Origin of the sequence: Microbacterium sp. ANT_H45B, from assembly GCF_008369345.1 — a bacterium.
Taxonomy (GTDB): domain Bacteria; phylum Actinomycetota; class Actinomycetes; order Actinomycetales; family Microbacteriaceae; genus Microbacterium.
The window spans coordinates 1,199,543-1,218,138 of record NZ_VOBK01000002.1 but is presented as its reverse complement, the minus strand read 5'-3'; the positions used below and the strand labels follow the sequence as shown (position 1 = coordinate 1,218,138).

At 69.9% G+C, this 18,596-nt stretch carries 16 protein-coding genes; 7 read left to right on the top strand and 9 right to left on the bottom strand.

The genetic code is table 11. The features are described 5' to 3' along the window. Positions 1-282 precede the first annotated feature (282 nt). The 3 genes from FQ142_RS12290 to FQ142_RS12280 form a co-directional block, all read right to left on the bottom strand. Entirely contained in the window at positions 283-933 is a 651-nt protein-coding gene (locus FQ142_RS12290) for an HAD-IA family hydrolase (RefSeq protein ID WP_149423461.1), read from the bottom strand. An 82-nt stretch (positions 934-1,015) separates the two neighbouring features. Next, positions 1,016-1,972 (bottom strand): helix-turn-helix domain-containing protein, encoded by a 957-nt coding sequence (locus FQ142_RS12285; RefSeq protein ID WP_149423460.1) that lies wholly within the window; start codon positions 1,970-1,972, stop codon positions 1,016-1,018. Positions 1,973-2,122: 150 nt separating this feature from the next. After that, the gene (locus tag FQ142_RS12280; RefSeq protein WP_149423459.1) at positions 2,123-2,977 is read right to left on the bottom strand and encodes a MurR/RpiR family transcriptional regulator; all 855 of its coding nucleotides are present in this window, start codon (positions 2,975-2,977) and stop codon (positions 2,123-2,125) included. A 102-nt stretch (positions 2,978-3,079) separates the two neighbouring features. On the opposite strand from FQ142_RS12280, the gene FQ142_RS12275 reads away from it, so the two are divergent. Then, the gene (locus FQ142_RS12275; protein WP_149423458.1) at positions 3,080-4,108 is read left to right on the top strand and encodes a BadF/BadG/BcrA/BcrD ATPase family protein; all 1,029 of its coding nucleotides are present in this window, start codon (positions 3,080-3,082) and stop codon (positions 4,106-4,108) included. After that, positions 4,098-5,033: an N-acetylmuramic acid 6-phosphate etherase gene (murQ, locus tag FQ142_RS12270; protein ID WP_149423457.1), complete on the top strand. Its 936-nt coding sequence runs from the start codon at positions 4,098-4,100 to the stop codon at positions 5,031-5,033. Before FQ142_RS12275 ends, murQ begins: the two co-directional genes overlap by 11 nt. A 109-nt stretch (positions 5,034-5,142) precedes the next feature. Here the strand turns inward: murQ and FQ142_RS12265 are convergent, their stop codons facing one another. Both FQ142_RS12265 and FQ142_RS12260 read right to left on the bottom strand, forming a co-directional pair. Further along, entirely contained in the window at positions 5,143-7,122 is a 1,980-nt protein-coding gene (locus FQ142_RS12265) for a primary-amine oxidase (RefSeq protein WP_188042382.1), read from the bottom strand. Positions 7,123-7,278: 156 nt separating this feature from the next. Continuing rightward, positions 7,279-7,863, bottom strand: a complete 585-nt coding sequence (locus FQ142_RS12260) for a TetR/AcrR family transcriptional regulator (RefSeq protein WP_149423456.1) — start codon at positions 7,861-7,863, stop codon at positions 7,279-7,281. Positions 7,864-7,929: 66 nt separating this feature from the next. Between FQ142_RS12260 and FQ142_RS12255 the strand changes: the two genes are divergently transcribed. Then, positions 7,930-8,460 carry a hypothetical protein gene (locus FQ142_RS12255; RefSeq protein ID WP_149423455.1) on the top strand — a complete coding sequence of 177 codons (531 nt, stop codon included), beginning with the start codon at positions 7,930-7,932 and terminating at the stop codon, positions 8,458-8,460. Positions 8,461-8,485: 25 nt separating this feature from the next. On the opposite strand, the gene FQ142_RS12250 is transcribed toward FQ142_RS12255, so the two are convergent. After that, a complete protein-coding gene (locus FQ142_RS12250; protein ID WP_149423454.1) occupies positions 8,486-8,809 on the bottom strand; it encodes a DMT family transporter in 324 nt (107 codons plus the stop codon). Then, on the bottom strand, positions 8,806-9,177 hold the full coding sequence (locus FQ142_RS12245; protein WP_149423453.1) for a DMT family transporter: 372 nt from the start codon (positions 9,175-9,177) through the stop codon (positions 8,806-8,808). Before FQ142_RS12245 ends, FQ142_RS12250 begins: the two co-directional genes overlap by 4 nt. Before the next feature lie 227 nt (positions 9,178-9,404). Here FQ142_RS12245 and FQ142_RS12240 point away from each other — a divergent pair, with 227 nt between their 5' ends. Together FQ142_RS12240 and FQ142_RS12235 are read left to right on the top strand one after the other, a co-directional pair. Then, the gene (locus FQ142_RS12240) at positions 9,405-10,853 is read left to right on the top strand and encodes a glyceraldehyde-3-phosphate dehydrogenase (RefSeq protein ID WP_149423452.1); all 1,449 of its coding nucleotides are present in this window, start codon (positions 9,405-9,407) and stop codon (positions 10,851-10,853) included. Between the two features lie 50 nt (positions 10,854-10,903). Then, positions 10,904-11,992, top strand: a complete 1,089-nt coding sequence (locus FQ142_RS12235) for a winged helix DNA-binding domain-containing protein (RefSeq protein ID WP_149423451.1) — start codon at positions 10,904-10,906, stop codon at positions 11,990-11,992. Here FQ142_RS12235 and FQ142_RS12230 read toward each other — a convergent pair. Next, positions 11,977-13,419: a helix-turn-helix domain-containing protein gene (locus FQ142_RS12230; protein WP_149423450.1), complete on the bottom strand. Its 1,443-nt coding sequence runs from the start codon at positions 13,417-13,419 to the stop codon at positions 11,977-11,979. The two genes, FQ142_RS12235 and FQ142_RS12230, sit on opposite strands and share 16 nt — an antisense overlap. A gap of 108 nt (positions 13,420-13,527) precedes the next feature. Here FQ142_RS12230 and FQ142_RS12225 point away from each other — a divergent pair, with 108 nt between their 5' ends. Beyond that, a complete protein-coding gene (locus tag FQ142_RS12225) occupies positions 13,528-15,390 on the top strand; it encodes a phosphoenolpyruvate carboxykinase (GTP) (RefSeq protein WP_188042381.1) in 1,863 nt (620 codons plus the stop codon). A 138-nt stretch (positions 15,391-15,528) separates the two neighbouring features. Here the strand turns inward: FQ142_RS12225 and FQ142_RS12220 are convergent, their stop codons facing one another. Beyond that, positions 15,529-17,430, bottom strand: a complete 1,902-nt coding sequence (locus tag FQ142_RS12220) for an ABC transporter ATP-binding protein (protein ID WP_149423449.1) — start codon at positions 17,428-17,430, stop codon at positions 15,529-15,531. 100 nt (positions 17,431-17,530) lie between these two features. On the opposite strand from FQ142_RS12220, the gene FQ142_RS12215 reads away from it, so the two are divergent. Beyond that, positions 17,531-18,562, top strand: a complete 1,032-nt coding sequence (locus FQ142_RS12215; protein WP_149423448.1) for a S66 peptidase family protein — start codon at positions 17,531-17,533, stop codon at positions 18,560-18,562. The last annotated feature ends 34 nt before the right edge of the window (positions 18,563-18,596 follow it).

The window sequence follows — 18,596 nt, the reverse complement described above, 5'->3', positions numbered from 1 at the left end:
GTGCTGGTGGCATCACCGATCGCTCGGGAAGTCCGGGTGGGAGATCCGCATGAACGACGGCATCCCCCAGGTGCGAGGGCCGGCGTGGTGGGACCCCGACCAACGATGGCGCACCCCGCGACTCAGCTCGGCCAGACGGAGAGTCCCCGCGCGGCTCGCCCGCACGGGATGACAGGGGCGAGCGTCATCGACGAGAGTCCGTCATCGACGAGAGCCCGTCATCGACGAGAGTCCGTCATCGCATCATCGCATCATCGCATCACCGGTGCGACGGGCGCCGCATCACCGGACGGTGAGCTCGAACCCGTCGACCGTCGGCACGACGGCCACCTGGGTGAGGTCGTCGACATGGAAGGTCGGTTCATGCGAGGTGGCGTGCGAGCCGACCCCGATCACGCGCATGCCCGCGGCGTGAGCGGCCTGAATGCCCGCACCCGAATCCTCGAACACCACGCAGTCGGCCGGGTCGACACCGAGCAGCGTCGCGCCCAGCAGGAAGCCCTCGGGATCCGGCTTCGATGCCGACACGTTCTCTGCGGTCACGGTCAGCGAGGGGACAGTGAGACCCGCCTGCCCCATGCGCGCATTCATCAGCGTGAGATCGGCCGAGGTCACGATCGCGTGAGGGTAGGGGTGCAGCGCCGCAAGGAGCACATCCGCGCCCTCGATGGCGACGACCCCGTCGACGTCCTGGCTCTCGTTCGCGAGCATCACGGCGTTCTCCCGGATGTTGATCTCGTGATCCCGCTCCGGCAGCATGATCGCCATGCTCTGATGGCCCTGACGTCCGTGCACGACGCTCAGCACGGTCGCCGGGTCGATCCCGTGCGGCGCTGCCCACGCCAGCCACAGGCGTTCCACGACGGCCGTCGAATCGACGAGAGTGCCGTCCATGTCGAGCAGGACGGCGCGGGCGCTGATGGTCTCGGTCATCTCCCCAGGCTACTGCCGACGCGCCCCGCACCCGGCGGCGACGGCATCGCATAGCGCGATGGTGACGCCGCCTCGCGCAGGGTCAGTGCGCGGCGCGGTATTCGCTGGGGGAGATGCCGAACGCCGTCTTGAACGCGCGGCTGAAGTGCGCGGCATCCACGAACCCCCACCGCGCGGCGACGGCCGCGACCGGACGGTCGGCGATCATCGGGTCGAGCAGGTCGCGTCGGCACTGCTCGAGGCGCCGGGTGCGGATCCACGTCGAGACCGTGACGCCCTGCTCCTGGAAGAGTCCGTGCAGGTGCCTGGTCGAGATGAAGTGCGCCGACGCGATCGAGGCGGGGCCGAGGTCGGTGGAGGCGAGGTTGCGGTCGATGTACGAGCGGATGCGCTGCACCAGTGCGCGGTGCGGATCGGCCGACACCTCATCGAGTCCGAGCTCCCGCGTGAAGACCGTCGTGACGAGATCGAGGGCGCTGTGTGCCAGGCGCGCTCCCGTGGTTCCGGCGAGTTGATCGAGGTTGCCGGCGAGCTGCGTCAGGTAGGGGACGACCATTCCGCCGAGTCCACCCTGTCCCGAGATCCGCACGGCCGTGAGCTGACCGACCATGTCGGCCGGGAGGCTGATGAGGTGCTTCGGGAACATCACGACCATGGTGCGGAAGTCGTCGTCGAACACGAGGGAGTAGGGGCGATCGGTGTCGTACACGGCCAGATCGCCCGGCTGCAGCACGGCTTCGCGGTCGTCCTGGATCAGCATCCCGGTTCCGGCGAGCATCAGGCTGAGCTTGAAGTACGACCGGTCGCTGCGCGCGATGAGCTCGGGGGTGCGCTCGACGACGTGCGATGTCGCACGCACCTCGTTCACGTGCACCTCGTCGACGGAGGCGCCGCGGATCACGCCGCGGAAGTGGTCGGCACCCGACGTCGACACCTGCAGCGGGACGAACGACTCGGAGACGGCCGCTCTGAATTCGCTGATGTTGCGCGCGACGAGCGTGGACACCGACTCGGCGGGGGCTGCGGGCACACCGTTCATGATTGACTACCTCGGGTGGTGGAACGACGACGTTGTATACGATCCGTGTCGTGATGCTACCACCGGCTCGTTCAGAACCGCGAGGCTTCTGCGATGCCGACGGAGGGCGGCCGCGCGAGGCTCGGCGCAGCGTCCGGGGGAGGGCGAGGCTCAGCGCAGCGTCCGGGTGGCGTCGGCCGTGCGCTGCAGGGCGTGCACCGAGTGGGCATGGCGCTTCTGCGCGACCCCCACGAAGAGGCAGTCGACCAGGGCCAGCTGCGCGATCCGGCTGACCATGGCCCCGGCACGCAGGCGGGGTTCTCGCGCGTGGCTGAGCAGAGCGTGATCGGCCTCCGCGGCCAGGGGGGAGTCGGATGCGCCGGTGACGCCGATCGTGGTGCTCGCCGCCGATCGTGCGGTCTGCAGGAAGAGCAGCGTCTCGCGAGTCGTGCCCGAGTGGGAGAAGCCGATCGCCACGGTCTTCTTGGCGCCGAGCGCGGCTGCGGCGCTCGCCTCGTGCGCGTCGGTGAGCACGATCGCCGCATGACCGATGCGCAGGAGCTTGTGGCCGAGGTCGGCCGCGACGAGACCGCTCGCGCCGATGCCGAAGAGCAGGATCCGGTCGGCGTCGTCGACCGCATCCACGGCGGCGGCGAGCACGTCGTAGTCGACGCCGGCGATCGTCTCCTCGATCGCGAGCAGCTCGAGCGCCGCCACCTTCGCCGTCGCCTCCCGGAGGGAGTCCGCGGCCGAGATCTCGGCGCCGAACCCGGTCGACGCGGGGAAATGCGCGGACTCTCGCCCGAGCTCGGTGGCCAGAGCCATCCGCAGCGCCGCATATCCGTTCACGCCGATCGCGCGGCAGAAACGCACGACGGAGGCGACCGAGGTCGAGCAGGTCGCGGCGATCTCGGTGATGGTGCTGTCGACGACGATCGTCGGATCGTCGGTGATGGTGCGGGCGATGCGCGCGAGCGACGGCGGGAGACTCTCGGCCGCTGTCGCGATCGTCGTCTGGATGCTCATCGCTCTCCTGCGTCCTGGCGTGTCGGGAAGGGGCGTCGGGAGACGCCCCGGTGCCTCTGAACAATTATTCCACGCCGCGTGCTCATTGCGTAGACTATTTCCATGCCTTCCCCCTCCGCCGTCGTGGCCGTCGATCTCGGCAAGTCGCGGTGCCGTGTGGTCGTCTCGGAGTCGGATGCCGTCGCCGGCCGGCGATCCGCCCGTCGCCCCCTCCATGAAGGTGTCGGTGCGCCCGGCCTGGCTGCGACCGGTGGGGTCGCCGCCGCGCTCGAATCGATCCTCCCCCTGAGAGCTCGTCTCGACGTGCCGATCTCGTCCATCTCCGTCGGCGCTGCCGGAGCGTGGACCGCGCCGACCGCGGCATCCGAACTCGCTCGGCGGCTCGCCGACACCTTCGGCATCCCCGCCGTCGTGACCTCCGACGTCGTGTCGGCGCACGCCGGTGCCCTCGGCGGCGGCGCCGGAGTGCTCCTGATCGCCGGCACAGGCGCTGCCGCCCTCGGAATCGACGGCAGCCTGGACGACGACGACGGCGGCAATGACGACGGCGGCGACGACGGCGGCGGCGGGACGGGTGGCGCTCGAGCCGTCCTCGTGGACGGCTGGGGGCCCGAGCTCGGAGACTTCGGCAGCGGCTCGTGGCTCGGTCGCGAGGCGCTGCGCGCGGTGCTGCGAGCATCCGTCGGCCGCGGGCCGAGTACGCGACTCACGGATGCCGTGGCGATCCCGATCGGCACACCGTCCGCCATCCACGCCTGGCTCGCAGACGACGGTCCGCTGCCCCGACGACTCGCGACGCTGGCCCCGCTCGTGCTCGATGCCGCGGAGTCCGGTGACGATGTCTCCGCCGATATCGCCGCAGAGGGCATCCGCCTCCTCGTCGCGTCGGCGACCGCCGCCTCGGCGCGCGGCGGCTCATCATCGAACGGTGCGTCAGCATCGGGTGGCGATGCGGTGGCTCTGCACGGCGGACTCACCGAGCATGTCTGGTTCCGTGCCGCGCTCGAGGCGGCCCTGCGCGCTGCCGGACATGCCGTGGTCGTCTCCGCCGGCGATGCTCTCGACGGCGCGCTGCTGCTCGCAGACCGCGCCGATCTTCCCCATGAAAGGTTCGTGCATCGTGCCGAATGAACACGCCAGATTGACCACGCTCCTCGACGTCCTGTCGACCCTCGGAACCGAGGCCTCGACGATCGAGCGCGGCGATCTCGACCTGCTCGACACGATCGAGCTGGTGGATCGGATGAACGCCGAGGATCGGCGCGTCCCTGATGCGGTCGCCGAACGCCGCGCCGAGATCGCGGCTGCGGTCGACGGCATCACGGCGCGATTCCGCGAGGGGGGACGCCTGATCTACATCGGTGCGGGCACCGCCGGCCGCGTCGGCGTGCTCGACGCGAGCGAATGCCCTCCCACCTTCGGCACCGACCCGTCGATGGTGGTCGGGCTCATCGCCGGCGGCGAGACGGCGATTCGGTCTGCGGTCGAGAACGCCGAGGACGACGCCGATGCCGCGGGCCTGTCACTGCGCGAGCTCGGACTCACCGAGCGGGACACGGTGGTGGGGATCTCCGCCTCCGGGCGCACGCCGTATGTCGTGGGAGGCCTGGAGTTCGCTCGGGGAGTCGGCGCGCTCACCGTCGCGATCGCCTCGAACGCGGCATCCGACATCGGCGCGGTGGCGGACATCGCGATCGAGGTGGTCACGGGGCCGGAGTTCGTCTCGGGATCGACGCGCCTGAAGTCGGGCACCGCGCAGAAGCTCGTCGTGAACATGCTGACGACACTGTCGATGATCAAGCTCGGCAAGACGCATCGCGGGGTGATGGTCGACCTTCTCGCGACGAACGAGAAGCTGCACGCCCGCTCGATCCGCACGGTCACCGAACTCACGGGTGCCACCGTCGACGAGGCCAAGGCGGCCGTCGCCTCGGCGGACGGCTCGGTCAAGCTCGCGATCCTCATGCTCTCGACCGGAGCATCGGCGGACCGCTCGGCCCAGGCGCTCCGCGCCGCGGACGGCATGCTGCGCGTCGCCATCGCCGACCTCTCCTGAGAGAGGAGGCCTTCGATCCGCACTGATCCACGCTCACGCGCTCTGACGCGGTTGCGAGCTCCCGCGAGGAGCGCCCGATGTGAGCGATACGTGGACCGGGTCGCTCGGGTCAGTGGCCGCAGGTGCAGGATTCGCCCCCACCGCAGCATCCGGGCCGTGCCGAGCCGTGCGCCTGCGAGGACGGCGGCACGTCCATCGCGGGATTCTGATCGAGGAAGCCGTTCGGTGTGAACCGGAATCCCGCGTAGTCGACGGGCATGATGGGCCAGTCCTCGGGGCGGGGGAAGTGCGTCAGGCCGAACGTGTGCCACAGCACGATGTCCTCGCCGTCGAGCGAACGATCGCCGGCCGAGTATTCGGGCAGACCGGATCCGCCCTGGTGCGCGTTGGGGTATCTCCCGGCGGGCCAGTTCTGACCACGCTCGTGCTGCGTCGCCCACAGATGCTTGGTCGCGAACGTGGCGCGGGCGGCGACGGATGACGCGGGATCGGCCATGAGCAGCGCGGTCGGTTCGGGGATCAGGTGGTACGCGGTCGGGCGCCCGACATGATTCGTGCGCGTCGTGCTCTGCACCTCCCAGGCGCGGGCCACCGAGGTGTCGGCCTCGCGCTGCGCCTCCAGCTCCGTGCGGAGCTGCGTCTCGGACCAGGTGAAGGCGTTGCCGAACGGATTCTCCGGACCCATCGGGACGCGCTGCGCGTCGATCTCGAAGAGGCGGTTCTCGTCGCCGTCGATCGCGACGTCGAGTCGCGCGCAGAACAGATGCTGATGCACGGGCGCGAACACCCCCGGTGCGAGTTCGGTCGCGTGCTTCTGGCGCACACCGGGTTCTCCGGCGCCGGCGAACACGATGCCGGTCGCCTTGGCCACCACCTCGATCGAGCCGTCGAGCGAGAAGTTCCAGTAGAAGCCGTAGTCGTAGTTGCCGATGGTCGAGAAGTACGAGATCACGAATCGTCGCGAGCGTCGTACCTCCGAGCGCCCCGCCAGGTCGGTGTGCTTCCAGAGGATGCCGTAGTCCTCCTCGTGCATGCAGACGACGTTCGGGATGCGCACGGGGTTGCCGTGATCGTCGGCGACGTAGCCGTCGAGATAGCGGATCACGCCCAGGCAGTCGCATCCGAGTTCGAGGTGGTTCGCGTTCTTGCCGAGCAGGTACTCGCCCGCGTCGAAGTAGCTGATCCAGAATCTGCCGGGGGCGGTGTCACCGTAGGGCACGACCATCTCGGGCACGCTCGCGCGGCTGAGCACCGAGCGTCCGTCGAAGGCGACGTCGTGCAGCACGAGACCCTCACGGGCGTTGAAGCTCACGCGCATCGACCAGTTCTCCCACTCGACGAGCGATCCGGTGACCGCGAAGCTCGGCCCTTCAGGCTGGGTGATCTCGATCGGCTTGAGGGTCGTGCGTGCCGCGCCCTGCACCTCGGAGTAGTAGTTGCCGTGGCCGGCGGGAACCGGCACGTCGCCCTCGTCGTCGATGCGGATCACGCTGCCCGCGGTCAGGTCGATGTGCACCACGAGGCCTTCGACCGGATGCGCCCAGGGCGAGTCGTTCTCGTCGTACTTCAGGAAGGTGAGCGAGCGGATCACTCGGCGCCCCACCTCGTCGGCCCGGCCGGTGTACCCCGGGGCGAGAGGTCCGCAGAAGGCAAGCTCCCTGTGCTCTGCGAGACCGCGCCGCGTCATCGCGGCCTGCCATTCGGGGGAGCTCTTGACGATCTCCTCCGCACGGGCGTACTCCTCGAAGAGGTACTGCGGCTGTCCATACGGCGGGGCGTCGTTCGGTACGCGCTCGGCGTGCAGCACCTCGCCGCGGGTGATCGAGACGATGACCTCGGTCGCGATTCCCGTCGCCGTGTCGAGCAGTGTCGCGTCGACGCGTCGGTCGATCGGCGCGCCGGGCTTCCAGGTCGCGAGCTCCTGCTTGGTGGGCTCGTCGGGCAGGAGCATCGGCACCCGTACGGTCTCGCCGAGCAGGCCTGCGGACTCGAGCACCGCCCGGGCCGCGGCGATCTCCTCGCCGGTGAGCGGGTCGAGCGGGTGCGGCGTGGGGATCCGGTCGATCGTGACGGGCTGGGGATGGGACATCGTCGTACCTCACTATTTCGAGCGAGTGCTCAATAAACGGATTGGCATGATGGTACGCCGATGCGGCCGACGCGCACAAGAGTGTCGGGGGAGAGGATGCCGGGTGGGGCGGTGCGGGGCGAGCGGGTGGCGAGGCCGTCCGGTCGGATCGGGTGCTCAGGCTCGCCAGGGCGAGAGGACGCTGTCGAGCACCGCGAGGTGTGCATCCGCGCCGTGCGGCTCGGTGACCTCGATCACCTGCTGCCCGTAGGTGATCGACCGCAGCAATGACATGAGCGCATGCTTCGGCGTCGCCGGTGACAGCTCGCCGCCGGCGACCGCTTCGTCGAGGGACTCGCTGATGACGTCCTGCCAGGTCGCGAAGGTCGGTGACCCCGCATCCGGACTGGAGGCGAGTGCCGTCAGGCGGCCCCAGAAGCCGACCACCACGTAGGCCTCGGTGCGGGTGCCGTCGTCGACGGGAAGGACCTCGCGCATGAGGGCGTCGAGTCTGGCCAGGCCGCGCAGTCCTGCGGTCGCCGATCGGATCCGCTCGTCGGTGCGGCGGGTGATCTCGGTCGCTGCGGCGCGCACCACATCGTCGAACCCGTCGAAGTAATGCCAGAGCGATCCCGTCGCCACGCCGAGCTCCGTGGCCACCGCTCGTGACGACACGGCCTCGTGCCCGTCGCGTGCCGCCACGGCGAGAAGCGCCTCGGCGATCTGGCGTCGGCGCTGATCGTGATCTACGACACGGGGCACCCGCCCATCCTGCCGCATCGCGCGGGGTCTCGCTATTTTGAGCGACTGATCAATATAATCCGAACCGTGGAACCCCTCCTCCCCGCAGCATCGTGGCTGATGGCGCTCGCCGCCGTCGTGTCGGCTGCGGCATGCCTCGGCGCGTGGCGGTCTGTGCCGTGGCAAGGACGACAGAGCGCCCTGATCATGGCGGCGGCGATGATCATGATCGCGGCCGGCGGCGGCGACGCGATGATCGGTCTCGTGCTCGGGGTCGTCCTTCTCGTGTCGGCGATGCTCGGCACCGCCGGTGTGCGCGGAACGCCTGCGGCCACCGCGTGCTGTCACCGTGCTCTGGTGTCGCTCGTGATGGCGATCTGCTCGTTCGAGAGCCTGTCGACGGGAAGGCGGGCGGTCGAGGCGGGCGGTCACGGCGCGCACGGGCTCGACGGCGTGCTGTCCGTGCTCGTCGTGGCCGGGGTCGTCGCCGTGGTGCTGTGGACGGTCGTCTGCGAGTGGGTGCTCGCCCCCGTGCATCGGGGGCGCACCGCCCGCCTGCTCGCCGTCGAGTCCTGGGCGATGGCGGTCGGAGTCAGTGTGATGTGGCTGGGATTCTGACCGACGGGGTGTGTGACAGGACGCGTCAGTGCGCTCCGCCGAGCTCGATCAGCACGACGCCCAGAGCGATCAGCGCGACCCCGATCGCCATCATGACCGAGAAATGATCCTTGAAGATCACCCTGCCCAGGATCGCCGTGATCGCGACGCCGGCGGCGGCCCATACGCCGTAGGCGACGCCCACCGGCATCCCCATCGCCAGGATCGTGCCGAGCAGGGTGAACGCGGCGAGATAGCCGACGACGATCACCGGGATCCATCGACGCCGCCGCAGGCCCTCCGATGCGCGCAGGCTGAGAGTCGCGGTGACCTCGCTCGCGATCGCGACGACGAGGAGCGCCCAGGTCACGAGGTCGCCTCGGCGGGTGTCTCGCGCACGTGGGATCCGAGCTCGACGAGCAGCACGCCGACCACGATCGCGCCGATTCCGATGATCTGCACCGTTCCGAGCAGCTCGCCGAAGAGCACCGTGCCCAAGATGGCGGTGAGCACGACGCCGATGGCCGACCAGATGCCGTAGGCCACGCCCACCGGCATCCCGCGGTCCAGCACGATCGAGAGCAGCCACAGCGAGCCGGTGTAGCCGATCACGACGGGGAGCAGCCACAGCGGATGCGCGAAGCCCTCGGCGGCGCGCAGCGACAGGGTGGCGCTGACCTCGAGGACGATCGCGATCAGCAGCGGCGGCCAGGCCGAACGGCGTGGGCGATCTGTCATCGGGTGCCTTTCGACGAGGGCGTGCGCGCGGTGTCCGTGGAGGCGTGCGTGGGGGAGAACGCGTCGGATGCTCGCATGATTCCCTGTCGGGCAGGTGAACGGCGGGGTGCGACGCCGCGATTTCTGAACACTCGCGCATGACGCGTACCCTGGACGCATCCCCCGAAGTTCACCCGGCAATCTCGCGCGCCGGCGACCTCGGCGCGCTCACACATGCAAGGACGCAGATGAACGTACCCGCCGCACCCCACGACGACTGGATGGCGCGAGAAGAGCTGGCCGAGCGGATGATCCCGCTCATCGGCGCGCTCAAGCGCGAGCGTGACGTGGTCACCTCGCTTCACGGACACCGCCTGCTGGGGCTCTCCGCCACGGGCATCGTCGAAGTGCACGATCGCGTCGCTCAGCTCGGCCACGGACAGATCGTCGTCGACGACACCCTGGCGGTGCTCGAGGCCGTGCACGAGCTGGCACCGGGCGCGTCGTCGCTCGACCTCGCGCGTCTCGTCGAGGGGCATGCCGAGAGCGGTCTGCCGCTCGACGCGTACCTTGCCGAGGTGCTCGCGCCGGCGGTCGGGGCCGTCGCCGCCGCCCCCACCGACGTCGTGCTCTACGGTTTCGGCCGGATCGGCCGTCTGCTCGCCCGCATCCTCATCGCCCACACCGGCGGGGGCAGCGGCCTGCGCCTGCGCGCGATCGTGGTGCGGCGGGGGGCCGAGAACGACCTCGTCAAGCGCGCGTCATTGCTGCTGCGCGACTCGGTGCACGGCCGGTTCGCCGGCTCCGTGACGGTCGACGAAGACGCCGACCAGATCATCGCCAACGGCACCCGCATCCAGGTCATCTACTCCGATGACCCCTCGACGATCGACTACACCGCCTACGGCATCCATGACGCGATCGTCGTCGACAACACCGGACGCTGGCGCGACGAGGCGGGGCTCAGCCGGCATCTGGAGTCGACTGGCGTCGCGCGGGTGCTTCTCACCGCTCCGGGCAAAGGTGCGCTGAAGAACATCGTGCACGGGATCAACGACCTCACCATCGACCCCGACGACCGCATCATCACCGCCGCATCGTGCACGACGAACGCGATCACGCCCGTGCTCAAGGCGGTCGACGAGGCGTATGGCATCGTCCGCGGGCATGTCGAGACGGTGCACTCCTTCACCAACGACCAGAACCTGATCGACAACTTCCACAGCGGCGACCGCCGAGGCCGCTCGGCGGTGCTGAACATGGTGATCACCGAGACCGGGGCGGCCAAGGCCGTCGCCCGGGCGCTCCCCGAGCTCGAGGGCAAGCTCACCGGCTCTGCGATCCGCGTGCCCACGCCCGACGTCTCGCTGGCCGTGCTGCATCTGAGCCTCGAGCGGCCCGCGGTCAAAGACGAGCTCAATGACTACCTGCGTCGTGTCTCACTGCACTCGAAGCTGCGCCAGCAGATCGACTACGTCGAGAGCCCGGAGGTCGTCTCGACGGACTTCGTCGGATCGCACCGCGCCGGGATCGTCGACGGCCTCGCGACCATCGCCACCGACACGGACATCGTGCTCTACGTCTGGTACGACAACGAGTACGGATACTCCTGCCAGGTCATCCGCGTGCTCGAGGTCATGGCCGGTTCGCACCCGATCGTGCTGCCGGAGCGGCGAGAGGTCACGCTGCACGGCTGAGCGACGCCGGGTCGCAGCGGGGTGTCGCAGGCCACGGGCATGATGAGGGTATGAAGACCTCGACCCTGCTGTCGGAGCGTCTGCGCTCGCACCGGCTCAGTGCCCCGGCGCGTTCGGTGACCGACGCGGCGGCGCACATGCTCGCCGTGCAGAGCCAGGACCTCCTCGCCGGTCGATGGGCCCTGGCGTGCCGCACGGGAGGAGAGCCGCCGTTGCGCGCGGTCGACCGGGCGTTCGAGCGGGGAGACCTGGTGCGCGCGTGGACGATGCGCGGGACCCTGCACATCATCCCCGCGCGGGATCTCGGCTGGGTGCTCTCCGTGACCGGTCGGCGTCAGCGTCAGCAGGCCGCCACGAGACGACGCGATCTGGGGATCGACGACGAGATGATCGACGCGGTCACCCGGGCGATCGTGCCTCCGCTCCGAGACGGCGGCGCGACGCGCGCCGAGCTGTTCGACCTGTTCCGCGGGGCGGGGGTCGACCCGACGGGGCAGCGGGGGATCCACCTGCTGGCCGAGCTCACACTGCGGGGGCTCCTGTGCCAGGGCCCCGTCGTCGCGCGCCCGGGAATCACCCGCGAGCAGCGGTTCATGCTGGTGGCCGAGCACATCCACGAGCACGGATCGCCCGACGATCCGCTCGCCGAGCTCTTCGTCCGCTTCATCGACGGTCACGGACCCGCCGGGATCGCAGACTTCGCCTGGTGGTCCGGCCTCACCCTCGGGCAGTCGCGCGAGGCCCGAGAGCGTGCGGCGGATCGCGTCTCCGAGGTCGACGACGGGGTCTTCGTCTCCCCGCGGCGTCCGCGCCGGTCGGCCGCAGCGCCTGACGTGCACGCGCTCGGAGCCTTCGACGAGTACTACATCTCGTACGCGGACCGCACGGCGGTGTGCCGGCCGGAGGACCTCGCCGCGGTGGGGCCGGGCAAGAACGGCATGGTGCGGGCGACGATCCTCGCACACGGCAGGATCGTCGGATGCTGGACGCACGCGAGCGCGTCGCACGGCGCCCCGGCCGAGCTCTTCGACTCCGTCCCGGGCGAGGGGCCGATCGACGACGCGGTCGACGCAGCGCTCGCCCGCTTCACGCGGTTCGTCGAGGGCGGAGCGGCCGCTCCGGCTCACTCGTCGGCGTGACGGGAGAGGAAGTTGTAGACCTCGTTGTCGTCGACGCCGGGGAACGCGCCGCGGGGGAGCGGAGAGAACATGTGGGTGTGCACGCGCGCACTCGGCCAGGCCTTGCCGTACCAGCGCTCGGTGAGGTCGGTGGAGGGGCGACGGCAGCAGGCCTCGTCGGGGCAGGTCGACACCGCACGGTCGGCGGTCTCGCGTCCGCGCCACCAGCGTGCGTCGTCGAAGGGCACGCCGACCGTGATCGAGAACTCGCCGTCCGTCGACGCGCCGGTCTGGGTGGAGCACCAGAAGGTTCCCGAGGGGGTGTCGGTGTACTGGTGGTGCTCGTTCGTGCGGTTCTGCTGGGTGAACGCCGCTCGCGCCTGGAACCGGCGGCACACGCGCTGGCCCTCCACGGCTCCTGTGACATCCATCGGCAGGGGCAGACCGTCGTTCTCGTAGACGCGGGTGATGGCGCCCGTGGCGTCGACGCGCAGGAAGTGCAGTGACATGCCCAGGTGCTGGGTGAGCAGGTTCGTCATGCGCATGCCCGCGGCCTCGTGGGTCACGCCGAACGCGTCGCGGAAGTCCTCGACCGCGAGGTTGCGGTCCTTCTTCGCCTGCTGCAGGAAGGCCACGGACGCGGTCTCGGGCATCAGGCAGGACGCGGCGAAGTAGTTGATCTCGAGCCGCTGCTGCAGGAAGTCGGCGTAGTCGGTGGGCGGGGTGTGGCCGAGCAGGCGGTGCGCCATGGCCTGCAGCGCCATCGACCGCAGGCCGTGACCGCCGGGGATCGACGCCGGAGGCAGGTAGATGCGGCCGTTCTCGACATCGGTCACCGACCTCGTCGAATGGGGCAGGTCGTTGACGTAGATGAGCTCGAAGCCGAGCTTCTCGGCCATGATGCTCACGGTGCGGTGCGTCAGCGCACCCTGCACGTGACCCGCCGAGCGCAGCTGCTTCTCGGCGAGCTTCTCGATGTCGCCGAGATAGTTGTGCTGTTCGCGCATGCGCAGTCGCAGCTCGGTGTTCGCGCGTCGCGCCTCCTCCGGGGTCGCGATGGCCTCGCGCTCTCGGCGCAGCAGTTCGCGGTGCAGACCGAGCATCGACTCGATCGTCTCGTCGCTCATCCCCTTCGTCACCCGCACGGGGGCGACCCCGAGCTGACGGAACACCGGGCTCTCCTGGGCGCGCTCGAGCTCGATCTCCAGCGCGGCGCGCCGGTTGGGCGGCTCCGCAGAGATGAGGTCGGTGACCTCGGTGCCGGTCGCCTGCGCGATCGCCTGCAGCAGGGAGAGCTTGGGCTCGCGCTTGCCGTTCTCGATGAGGCTGAGCTGGGATCCGGCCACGCCCACGAGAGCGCCGAGCTCGTCGAGCGTGAAGCCCTTCTCGAGACGCCGATGACGGATGCGATGCCCGAGGGTCGCGAGATGAATGCCGGATGTCGCCATTCCTTGATCATATCTAAAGAATGCAGTTTCTTATACGCGAAATTGGCCGAAAGTCCGTCATCAACGCGAAGAAGATGGATGCAACGCCCCCGACATCAAGGAGCAGTCATGGCGATCGCCGAAGTCTTCACCCCCCGAGCAGCATCCGTCGCACCCGTGCGCGCCTTCGGAACGGCACCGACGTATGACGGCCCCGCGATGGCGGAGCTCCGTGAGTGGGTCGACGAGATCGCCGCCCTCACGCAGCCGGCCTCGATCCACTGGGTCGACGGCTCGCGCGCGGAGAACGACTGGCTGCTGCGCGGCATGGTCGCCGAGGGCAAGCTCATCAAGCTCAACCCCGAGTGGCGTCCCGGCTCGTACCTCGCCCGCTCGCACCCCAGCGACGTCGCCCGCACCGAGGGCCGCACCTTCATCTCCTCGGAGCGTGAAGAGGATGCCGGGCCCACGAACAACTGGGCGCCGCCCGCGCAGATGCGCGAGAAGATGACCGAGATCTTCGAGGGGTCGATGCGCGGACGCACGATGTTCGTCGTGCCGTTCTCGATGGGGCCGGTCGGAGGGCCGCTGTCGCACATCGGCGTCCAGGTCACCGACAGCGCCTACGCCGTCACCTCCATCGGGATCATGACACGCGTCGGCGACGCCGTCACGCGACAGATCGCCGACGGCGCCCCGTGGGTCAAGACCGTGCACTCCGTCGGCGCGCCGCTGGCCTCGGGCGCTGCCGATGTCGAGTGGCCCTGCAACGACGACAAGTACATCGTGCACTTCCCCGAGACGCTCGAGGTGTACTCGTTCGGCTCCGGATACGGGGGCAACGCGATCCTCGCCAAGAAGTGCTTCGCGCTGCGCATCGCGTCGGTGATCGCCCGTGACGAGGGCTGGCTCGCCGAGCACATGCTGCTGATCCGGGTGATCGATCCTGCAGGCAAGGCCTACCACGTCGCCGCCGCCTTCCCGTCGGCGTGCGGCAAGACGAACCTCGCCATGCTGCGTCCGACGATCCCCGGTTGGCGCGTCGAGACGCTGGGTGACGACATCGCCTGGATCCGCCCGGGCGAGGACGGCCGCCTCTGGGCGATCAACCCCGAGGCCGGGTTCTTCGGCGTCGCACCGGGCACCGGCGAATCGACCAACGTCACCGCGGTCGAGACCCTCTGGGGCAACACGATCTTCACGAACGTGGCGCTGCGCCCCGATGGCGACGTGTGGTGGGAGGGGCTCACGGATCAGGCCCCCGCGCACCTGACCGACTGGGAGGGAAACGACTGGACCCCGGATTCGGACCGTCCGGCCGCGCACCCCAACTCGCGCTTCACGGTCTCGGCCGCGCAGTGCCCGCAGATCTCGGAGGACTGGGAGGAGGCCGTGCCGCTCGACGTCATCCTGTTCGGCGGACGCCGCGCGACCAACGTGCCCCTCGTCGTCGAGGCGACGGACTGGACGCACGGCGTGTTCCTCGGTTCGAACATCTCTTCCGAGCGCACGGCCGCGGCCGAGGGCACGGTCGGCGAGCTGCGCCGCGATCCGTTCGCCATGCTCCCCTTCTGCGGCTACAACATGGCCGACTACTTCGGCCACTGGCTCTCGGTCGGTCGCGGCCTGCGGTTCGACCGCGCACCGCGCATCTTCCAGGTCAACTGGTTCCGCCGTGGCTCCGACGGACGCTTCCTGTGGCCCGGATTCGGCGACAACTCGCGCGTCGTCGACTGGATCATCCGCCGCATCTCGGGAGACGTCTCCACGGTCGACAGCCCGATCGGCCGTCTGCCGATCATGTCGGATCTCAACCTCGACGGCATCGATGTGCCGCAGGCCGACCTCGACGAGCTGTTCGCCGTCGACGCCGAGGCCTGGAAGCACGAGGCCGACCTCACCGAGGAGTTCTACGACACCTTCGGCGAGAAGGTGCCGGCGGCACTCCGCGCCGAGCTGGCGTCACTGCGCTACCGCCTCGACAAGGCGTGACAGACCGGGCGCCGGTTCGGGGGAGCCGGCGTCCCACCCTTCCCCCGACCCGCGAGGGCGGGACGTCGGAGACGAACCCATGGCTGAGTGGTCTCCGGCATCCCGCCCTCGCGTACTTCTCTGTGTGGGGTCTCGCGATCAGGCGAGCAGCTGGTGCCGGGCCAGGTCGCGGTAGAGCGGCGTCGACTCCACGAGCTCGACGTGCGTGCCCTGGCCGACGACGACGCCGTCCTGCAGCACGACGATCAGGTCGCTGTCGACCACCGTCGACAGCCGGTGCGCGATCACGATGAGCGTGCGGTCGGTGGAGACCGCGTCGATCGCCTCGCGCATGCGCTGCTCGTTCACGCCGTCGAGCGATGACGTGGATTCGTCGAGCAGGAGGATCGGTGCGTCCGTGAGCAGAGCACGGGCGATCGCGAGGCGTTGACGCTCTCCGCCTGAGAGCATGACGCCGTCCTCCCCGACCGGGGCCGAGAGGCCGAGCGGGCTGCGTTCGAGCACATCCCCGAGGTTCACCGCGCGCAGCACCTGTTCGCACGCCGCATCGGAGGCATCGGGCGACGCGAGGCGCAGGTTGTCGGCGAGGGTCCCGGCGAGCGTGGGAGCATCCTGCTCCACATACCCGAACTGCGCCCGCAGCTCATCGCGCGGGTACGTGCGCACATCGTGCCCGTACAGGCGGATCGAGCCGCCCGTAGGGTCGTAGAAACGCTCGATGAGCGACAGGATGGTGCTCTTGCCGGCGCCGCTGGGACCGACGAGTGCCACGCGGGCACCGCGTGGCACGGCGAACGAGACGCCGCGCAGGACATCGCGCCCCGGGCCCGAGGCCTCCGCGTCGGTCGTCTCGAGCGTGTCGGTCCGCTCGAGATGCGCGTCGGCGAGCAGCGTCTTGGCCTCCTTCGCCGCGGCCTGGCGGGCGGCGACGACGTTCTCGGGATAGCGGAAGCGCACATCCCGGAACTCGATGGCGGGAGCCGCGGGGTCCGCCGCGTCGCGGGTGACCGACGCGGCGGTCTCGGCATCGTGCTCGGTCTCGGTCGGCAGATTCAGCACCTCCTGGATGCGGCCGAGCGCGCCCAGCGCCTGGTTCACCGAGGTGATGGCGCCGAAGGTCGTCGCGAGCGGCATCACGAGCATGAACAGGAACAGGATGAAGGTGATCAGCGACGCGATCGTGATCGTGCCGGCCGCGACCCGGAATCCGCCGACGCCCAGCACGACGAGCATCGACACCTGCAGCGCCACGCCCGCGATCGGCACGACGAGGGAGGAGATCTTCGCGATCCGCACGCCGATCCCGTACGCCTCCGACGCGAGCGTCGACACGGACGCGGTCTCGCGCTCGGTGGCCCCCGAGGCTCGGACGGTGCGGATGGATCCCACGGCCCGCTCCACACCGGAGGCGAGCTCTCCGACCTTCTCCTGCTGGGCCGTCGACGCCGTGCGGATGTGGCCGCTCAGCGCCACCACGACGACCACCGAGACGCCGATGACGACCACGATGAGCAGCAGCAGCACCGGGTCGATCACGAGCATGGCGATCAGCGCGCCGAGGAACAGGATCGCGCTGCCGACGGCATCCGCCAGTCCCTGGGTGAGCACGGCGTAGAGCAGCGTCGTGTCGGTGCCGACCCGTGAGACCAGGTCGCCGGTGCGGCGAGCGTCGAACTCGCTGATCGGCAGGTGCAGGATGCGGGAGATCAGCTTGCGCCGGCTGGAGTAGACGACCGCCGTGCCGGTGCGCTGCAGGAGGTAGTGCTGGTACCCCGAGATGATCGACGACACGACCACGAGCCCGATGAGCACCCACACGATGATGCCGAGGCCCTCATCGGACTGCACGGCCTCGATGACCTGACCCACCAGCAGCGGCTGGGCGAGGGAGGTGGCCGCGCCGAACACGCTGAGCACGGCGACGACGATGAGCGTGCGCCTGTGCTCGAAGAGGAAGGGGAGGAGCTGGCGGAAAGTGGCGCGCGGGCCGTCCTGGTGCGCGCCGCGTCCGCGTCGGCGTGGTGTCGCCGTGCTGGACATGCGGGACCTCGATCTGCTGGGGGAGTAGTTCGACCGTACTTCGTGCCGCGGCCGATTCTGTGGATGGGCTGTGCGCGTCTCGTGATGCGAGACTGGGGCGATGCTGGCTGCACCGAGACCCGTCCCCGGCGACCATGTCGCCATCCTCTCACCGGCCTTCGCCGCTCCGGCCGTCGCACCGCAGATCCACGAGCAGGCGATGCGCCGGCTGCAGGATCTCACCGGTCTGATCCCCGTCGAGTATCCGACCACGCGTGAGCTCGATGCGACCCCCGAGGCGCGGGCCGCCGACGTGAACGCGGCTTTCGCGGACCCGCGCATCCGCGCCATCCTCGCCACCATCGGCGGCGACGATCAGATCCTCGTCGTGCCCCACCTCGACGCTGCGCTCGCGCAGGCCGATCCCAAGCCCTTCCTCGGCTACAGCGACAACACGAACATCCTCAGCTGGCTCTGGGGGTTGGGCATCCGCGGGTACTACGGCGGCTCCACCGCCGTGCACCTCGGCCCCGGACCCGCGGTCGACGACGTGCATCTGCGGTCGCTGCGCGGAGCGCTGCTCGACGGCGGCGACATCGCGATCACCGAACCCGGGGAATCGGAGGATGTCGGCCGGCGCTGGACGGACCCGCGCGCACTCACCGAGTACGGCGATCGCATCCCGACGCCGGAGTGGACCTGGGCGGGCCCCGCCGCGCGAGTGGAGGGGCGCACCTGGGGCGGATGCCTCGAGGTGATCGATCAGCTGGCGCTCGCCGACCGGCTGCCCACCCCGTACGAGCTGCGCGGCGGCATCCTGCTGCTGGAGACGAGCGAGGAGCGTCCGGCGGCGAGCTGGGTCGCGCGCTGGCTGCGCGGACTCGGCGAGCGGGGGATCCTCGGCGCCGTCGCCGGGGTGGTGGTCGCGCGACCGCCGGTGAGCGACTTCGACTTCCGGCCGTCGGCGGGGGAGGCAGGCTCCCTGCGCGCGGCGCAGCGCGACGTCGTGATCGAGACGGTGGCGCGATACAACCCGGATGCCGTGGTCTGCGTGGGTGTGCCCTTCGGCCACACGCGTCCGCAGTGGATCGTGCCGTACGGCGGTTCGATGGTGCTCGACGGCGCCGCCAGGACGGTCACGGCCTCGTACTGAGAGCGAGGATCCTGGCGTGGGGCGGAGCGGACGG

Coding starts and splice junctions, on each gene's coding strand:
- FQ142_RS12215 (WP_149423448.1), top strand. CDS start 17,531: ATGCTGGCTGCACCGAGACCCGTCCCCGGCGACCATGTCGCCATCCTC.
- FQ142_RS12245 (WP_149423453.1), bottom strand. CDS start 9,177: ATGACAGATCGCCCACGCCGTTCGGCCTGGCCGCCGCTGCTGATCGCG.
- FQ142_RS12230 (WP_149423450.1), bottom strand. CDS start 13,419: ATGGCGACATCCGGCATTCATCTCGCGACCCTCGGGCATCGCATCCGT.
- FQ142_RS12240 (WP_149423452.1), top strand. CDS start 9,405: ATGAACGTACCCGCCGCACCCCACGACGACTGGATGGCGCGAGAAGAG.
- FQ142_RS12265 (WP_188042382.1), bottom strand. CDS start 7,122: ATGTCCCATCCCCAGCCCGTCACGATCGACCGGATCCCCACGCCGCAC.
- FQ142_RS12285 (WP_149423460.1), bottom strand. CDS start 1,972: ATGAACGGTGTGCCCGCAGCCCCCGCCGAGTCGGTGTCCACGCTCGTC.
- FQ142_RS12275 (WP_149423458.1), top strand. CDS start 3,080: ATGCCTTCCCCCTCCGCCGTCGTGGCCGTCGATCTCGGCAAGTCGCGG.
- FQ142_RS12280 (WP_149423459.1), bottom strand. CDS start 2,977: ATGAGCATCCAGACGACGATCGCGACAGCGGCCGAGAGTCTCCCGCCG.
- FQ142_RS12225 (WP_188042381.1), top strand. CDS start 13,528: ATGGCGATCGCCGAAGTCTTCACCCCCCGAGCAGCATCCGTCGCACCC.
- FQ142_RS12290 (WP_149423461.1), bottom strand. CDS start 933: ATGACCGAGACCATCAGCGCCCGCGCCGTCCTGCTCGACATGGACGGC.
- FQ142_RS12220 (WP_149423449.1), bottom strand. CDS start 17,430: ATGTCCAGCACGGCGACACCACGCCGACGCGGACGCGGCGCGCACCAG.
- FQ142_RS12235 (WP_149423451.1), top strand. CDS start 10,904: ATGAAGACCTCGACCCTGCTGTCGGAGCGTCTGCGCTCGCACCGGCTC.